3 protein-coding genes are annotated in these 3,684 nt (G+C 44.5%); 1 reads left to right on the top strand and 2 read right to left on the bottom strand.

Annotated features, from left to right (window positions below; all coding sequences use genetic code 11):
* Positions 1 to 68 precede the first annotated feature (68 nt).
* Complete coding sequence (locus tag GNE10_RS32900) at positions 69 to 1,217, top strand: universal stress protein (protein ID WP_185570235.1); 1,149 nt, start codon at positions 69 to 71, stop codon at positions 1,215 to 1,217.
* 181 nt (positions 1,218 to 1,398) lie between these two features.
* On the opposite strand, the gene GNE10_RS32895 is transcribed toward GNE10_RS32900, so the two are convergent.
* Positions 1,399 to 2,148 carry a SagB/ThcOx family dehydrogenase gene (locus GNE10_RS32895; protein ID WP_185570229.1) on the bottom strand — a complete coding sequence of 250 codons (750 nt, stop codon included), beginning with the start codon at positions 2,146 to 2,148 and terminating at the stop codon, positions 1,399 to 1,401.
* 81 nt (positions 2,149 to 2,229) lie between these two features.
* A complete protein-coding gene (locus GNE10_RS32890; RefSeq protein WP_185570228.1) occupies positions 2,230 to 3,543 on the bottom strand; it encodes a YcaO-like family protein in 1,314 nt (437 codons plus the stop codon).
* Between the last annotated feature and the right edge of the window lie 141 nt (positions 3,544 to 3,684).

Below are 3,684 nucleotides of genomic sequence, written 5' to 3'. Positions count from 1 at the left end.
CACTCCCCACACTCCCCCATCTCCCTCATCTCCCCATCTCCCCATCTCCCTCATCTCCTAAAAGTCAGATGTCAGATAACACTGAGTTCCCTGAAAATCTACCTTTCAATTCTGTAAGTTACTCGCTTTATCCGCCACGGCGGGGGAAGCATAAAATCTTTATTGGTATGGCTCCTGGGGTAGGGAAAACCTACCGGATGCTGGAAGAGGGACATGCGCTCAAACAAGAAGGTATTGATGTTGTTGTGGGACTTTTGGAAACCCACGGACGTAAGGAGACAGCAGAAAAGGCAGACGGATTAGAAATAGTGCCCCGCAAGCAATATCCTCGCGGTGGGTTGACCTTAACGGATATGGATACAGATGCTATTTTAAAGCGATCGCCCCAATTAGTCTTAATCGATGAACTTGCCCATACCAATGTCCCTGGTTGTCCACGAGAAAAACGCTACGAAGATGTAGAAATAGTCTTGGCAGCGGGTATCGATGTTTACTCGACAATGAATGTCCAACATCTGGAAAGCCTCAACGACTTGGTAGCCAGAATTACCGGAGTAGTGGTGCGCGAACGGGTTCCCGACAGGATTCTGGATGAAGCAGATGAAGTGGTGGTAGTGGATGTGACGCCGGAAACGCTACAAGAACGATTATTAGAAGGCAAGATTTACGCACCGGAAAAAATCCAACAATCCCTCGATAACTTTTTTCAACGTCGCAACTTAATTGCTTTGCGCGAGTTAGCTTTGCGAGAAGTGGCAGACAACGTAGAAGAAGATGCCATTGCCACTACGCCTAATGGACAATTTTGTAACATTCACGAACGGGTATTAGTATGTGTATCTACTTATCCAAATTCTTTGCAACTATTACGTCGTGGTGCAAGACTAGCTAACTACATGAATGCACCATTGTATACTTTATTTGTTGCCGACCCAGAACGCTTTCTTACCAAAGAGGAAAGTTTACACATCCATAATTGTGAAAAATTGTGTAAAGAATTTGAAGGCAGTTTTATTCGAGTCACTAGTAATAACGTAGCTAATGCCATCGCCGAAACCGCAGAGAAATATCGAATTACGCAAATTGTAATTGGAGAAAGTCAGCGATCGCGCTGGCAAATACTCCTCAAAGGCTCTTTAACCCAAAAATTGGTGCGCTTGCTGAAAAACATCGATTTACACATCATTGCCAGCGAAAAAATGGCTTCACCCAAATAGCTTTTTCACCTGTTGAACTAGAACGACTTGAAAAAACCAAACTATGTTAAGTAATGTAAAAATCATAAAATTCAGTTCGTAGTAAGGACTTTAGTCCTTTTTGCGATTAAAGGGTAAGGGATTTAAAACCTTTCCCCTTTTCCCTTTGCCCTTTACCCCGCCAAGTTGCCTTGGCAAACTACTAGTCACCAGTCCCCAGTTCCTTGCTATAACTACCAACTGCAACACAGTAAAGTGCAGCATGATGCTTGCCGTCAATGCCCAAAATGGTGTTCAGACTCATATCATGGAATCCGCCGATACAAAGACTGCCAAGACCTAATTGCACAGCCATTAAACATATATTTTCAGCTTGATGACCAGCTTCCAATAAAGCAAAGCGGTAGCCGCGGGCACCGTATTTACACATCGATCGCATAAAAACAGATGTGAACACAAATAAAGCATTGGCATTCACAACGTAATGCTGGTGTAATAAGGCTTCTACAAAATCTGTTGGTACTGCATCGCTAACTCGATGTAAACCGTGACCGCGTGGCTCATAGTGATATAGTCCAGCAGCCAAATCTTCTACTGCTTGTGTAGATACAAAAATTTCCATCGGGTAAAGTCCACCCGCAGAGGGAGAGTTGCGACCTTCAAAGAATTGACCCTCTACTTGGCGCACACCGTTGATCCCGCATCCAGCATCAAGCAGTTGAGCCAATAAGACGAGTGGCATTACCTTGTTATCAAACGATCGCACAGAAGAACGTTGTTCCAAAAGCTCAATTAGCTGATTATTGCGCGGTGCTTGTGGAAGTTCAAGAAAAGGAGCCTCCGGCATATACCGCAGTTGAGTAGCAGAAACACGCTTGACATAACTCTTCGGTACTGGAGAGTTCAAATGATAAAGAAGAGCTAGCTCCAAAGGTTCTTTATCTGTATACATTGCTTTCAGGGAACTCCAAAAAATAAACAATGGAATGGTAGTTGAGTGTTGAGTGTTGACTGTTGACCGTGAACCGTCAACTTAAGCCATAGGATGCGGACAGGGATTTAGAGTGTCTTCAGTACGTTGTCCGGTGTAACCCAGTTTTTCTGGAACCTCGAACAAACGTTTAGTACCCAGTGGTTCTTGTCCGTAGCTGAAGTATATGGGGACTAGTCCACTGGCCAATGTCCGGACTACTCGAAAACCAAGAGTCCTGATATCAGGGGTTGTAATCTCAACTAAATAAGGTTCAACGCCAGCTGAATGTAAGTTGACAATGAGCGATCGCAATTTCTCTATCTCTGGTTGAGATGGGTAAGTTGGTAAATTTTCAACTTTTAGCTGTTGGTCGTGGTGAAATAAGAAGTCCAACTCACCCAGCCGAGCGGTACTATAGAAAAAAGCACTGTGATCGTCCAAAGATTTAATATCACTATATTGCTTAAGATTAGCCCCAGCGCCGCCCCTCATACGTTCTATGTCACCAAAGCGGCATTGGCAAACTTCAAAAATCGCTTTACGAAGCGCCGTTGGCCCGTCAAGATGGCATCCTAAACCGGTGGCGACGGCGGGAGTTTTGCCGGAACTATCGATTAACATGGCCATCACAACTGGGACTTTAATATCAGTAGTCAAATCGAAGGTAACTAACTCAATTCCAAATCTCCCATAGTGGCGGGCAATTTCCGTCTCAATTCCCGGTCGATGGTCGAAATAAATCCGTGGAGCAGGTAACCGATTTAACCATGTAATCATAAAAGCATCGCGCTCTATTAATTCGCACAAGCCACTGTAGGCAGCAAATTCAAGAGTAGGCCCGCTAGCCATACCGTTAGAACTTACGGGTAAAATATAATCCCCTGGAAAATCGCTATACCAATGAAAATAAACCAGAGAGGCTGGAACTAAAACCTGTTGATTAGTTAGCAGAGAAAGGGCAGCAATCCACGAAGTCTGCATTGCGCCATTGAAAGCTGCAAAGGGAAAAGTGGGGTCAGAGTATTGTTTATCAGAAAACGAGAAAAAAGCTAGAGGAGGGACGATGGCACCATTATCTAATTCTTTGTAGCTACTAACAACAATCTGGCGATCGTCAAATATGCTACCACAGTACCGTTCTATAGCTTCCCCAACAGCGCCGAAAATTGCTTGTTCATCAGTCATCCCCCTGCCTACACCGTAGCGTAAATCATCTTGCTGTTTGCGAAGCTGAAAATTTGCTAATTCAGCTTGCCACAAAACCGGCAACTCAAACTCTGTATAAGGCTTACCGAACCTATCTAAAGCTCGAATAATTCCAGTATGCGGGCTGACTAAATCGCGCCACCGTGGACTAGCTGCTACTGCATTCACTGTGTTCTCTCCTAGTTTGGAAGTAGAGAGTAGAAGGAGCAGGGGAGGTAGGGGGGGAAGGGGAAAAGGTTAAAGGGAAAAGGGAAAAGGAATCAATTTAATCTTTCCCCTTTACCCCTTTCCCTTTCCCCATGCCCCATT

This window comes from Nostoc sp. 2RC, from assembly GCF_014222165.1.
Classification (GTDB): Bacteria; Cyanobacteriota; Cyanobacteriia; order Cyanobacteriales; family Nostocaceae; genus Nostoc; species Nostoc linckia.
Note: the sequence above shows the minus strand (reverse complement) of the source record. Positions and strands in the feature narration are given on the sequence as shown.

Excerpts from the sequence above, each read along its gene's own strand:
- GNE10_RS32895 (WP_185570229.1), bottom strand. The coding sequence starts at position 2,148 with ATGTATACAGATAAAGAACCTTTGGAGCTAGCTCTTCTTTATCATTTG.
- GNE10_RS32900 (WP_185570235.1), top strand. The coding sequence starts at position 69 with ATGTCAGATAACACTGAGTTCCCTGAAAATCTACCTTTCAATTCTGTA.